The organism is Streptomyces sp. NPDC006283 (assembly GCF_040613325.1).
Lineage (GTDB): Bacteria > Actinomycetota > Actinomycetes > Streptomycetales > Streptomycetaceae > Streptomyces.
In genome coordinates, this window is sequence record NZ_JBEXRZ010000437.1 from 1 (window position 1) to 1,995 (window position 1,995).

General features: G+C 64.5%; 1 protein-coding gene. It reads right to left on the reverse strand.

Features of this window, described 5'->3' with window-relative positions; translation table 11 throughout:
* Positions 1-383: 383 nt before the first annotated feature.
* Positions 384-749 carry a hypothetical protein gene (locus tag ABZ070_RS37040; protein ID WP_356640570.1) on the reverse strand — a complete coding sequence of 122 codons (366 nt, stop codon included), beginning with the start codon at positions 747-749 and terminating at the stop codon, positions 384-386.
* Positions 750-1,995: the final 1,246 nt, after the last annotated feature.

A 1,995-nucleotide genomic window follows, 5' to 3' on the forward strand; every position in this document is an offset into this window, starting at 1 on the left:
CACCAGATACGACAAGACCGTCGAGTCCTACGAGGCGGCCGTCACCCTCGCATCGCTGTTGATGTGAGCGTGACACTTTGACGACAACTCCTAGCCGCCCGAACAGTGCAAAAGACCCTCGCCTAGCTATCGCTAGGCGAGCACACGCGCCACGACGGACACCACCGCAATGATCATGGTGATCCCGGCCAGGCCGACCATCATCGCCCGTCCACTCCACGACACCAGCCGCTCTGCCACACGTTGGCGCTCGGCGATACCGCTTTGATCATCTGTCTTAGCCTGGTGCGCCCCCGTCAGGGACGCAGAAATCGCTGCGTCATCACCACGAGCATCCATGCCCTGCCCAACGAATGATCAAGAGTTCAGAAGCGGGCCCGCCACTACCGACACGAAAGCTGTAGCCCTGCACGCGACGAGCGGCGGGCCAGGGTTGCGAGCTGCGATGTGGCCGATCTCGTCCGGGTGGATTCCGACGCCGTCTCTTGCGCATACGTGGGAGTGAGGGATTTTTGCTGGTCAGGGGGCCGGGTCTCGGGTTGACTGGATTGCTGCTGGTCCTGAGGTCGGCCTGTCATATGGCGTTCCGCCACCCACAGGGCGGTAACGTCCTGTCCGGCCTGGGCCAGCAGCCGCACGCTGCCGTCACCGGGCAGATGGGCGATCACCCGCGCGCCGTTCCACAGCGTCTCATAGGCGTACCCCGCTTCCTTCTCGGGGCCGGGCAGCGGACCGATCACAGCCAGCATCGGCGACAGCAGCGTCGGCGGCCACGCAGGGCAGGAGACGGGTGCGCGCTCACGGTTTCCACAGTGAGCCCCGTGACCGGCGTCGGCCACTCAGGCGGGACGCGTGACGGCACACCGCCAGGCTTTCGCATCGAACACCGAATATGTCGGCTTTTGAGTACGGCGCTGCTGCTGGTGATCTCTGGACTGGTCACCAACGGCGTCGAACGCGCCGAGCCGCCGCTTGCGCTGCATCTGCACCCGCGAGTCGGGTCGGCAGTCGGGTGGGGGCGGGAGTCACCAACGGTGGCCACGCCGAGACGGAGGGCACCGGGACGACTTCCTGCGCGCGGATGACGAGCACGGTCGCGGCATCCCCATCGTGGAGCTGCCGACGCGCACGACACCCGCACCCACTCTGGTGGCACCACTGGGCACGCGTCCCCGCTTAAACGGCATCTCCGCAGCCCGGCCCCCTGGTCAGGTCGCGGTCCACCTCCGGTGCACCGAGGTGCACCGAGGTGCACCGAGATGAGGGTGAGCTGGTGTCCGAGGCTGTGGCCGACTTCCACCACCTTCACCCGGTGCTCGGCCGAGCCGACCTTGCGACCCGGGAAACCGCAGCACGTCACCCACATTCACCTGCATTCCGCACCCTCTTCCGTCGGACCGGCCAGAGGCCGGAAGTGACTGGTGGCTTCAGTGTGCGCCCAGCGAAACGAACCTGCACCAGGGAAAGGTGAACCCATTAATCCATCTCCCACCTGCGGAAAGCGCTGGAACCGAAACGGCTAATTCCTATGGTTTTCTTCTGTCCGCGAAGGATGACAGCATGACGCTTTCCCGTATCGGCACGGACGCCTTCGACATGTTCGGCCGTTCTCGGCTCAGGATCGAGCAATGGAGAGGTGCTGAAGAATGACACCGTGCGAACGGTGCGGCTCAGCCCGCGGAATCTGTACGAGTCTTCTTCTGCGAGGCCACCGCCCACCTGTGTCTACACGGGCCGGGCGGTGGTGATAAACATCAAGGACACCGTCTACGGCCGCGTCCTGGGGAACCCAGACGTCAGCGCCGAAGTTTTCAGCGCTGGGGTCTGGCCGGTCTGCGATAGATGCCGCGCCTTCGACGCCAATCACTGTGCTTCTTCGGGTTGGCTACTGATCGGGTGACGAACAAGGGGTGCGTAATGGGAAAGGCGGCTCCCAGGTGGTTGAGCGAGATGCCTTACCTCTCAACTCGTTCGCCAGGGAGCCTTGTTGGTCAC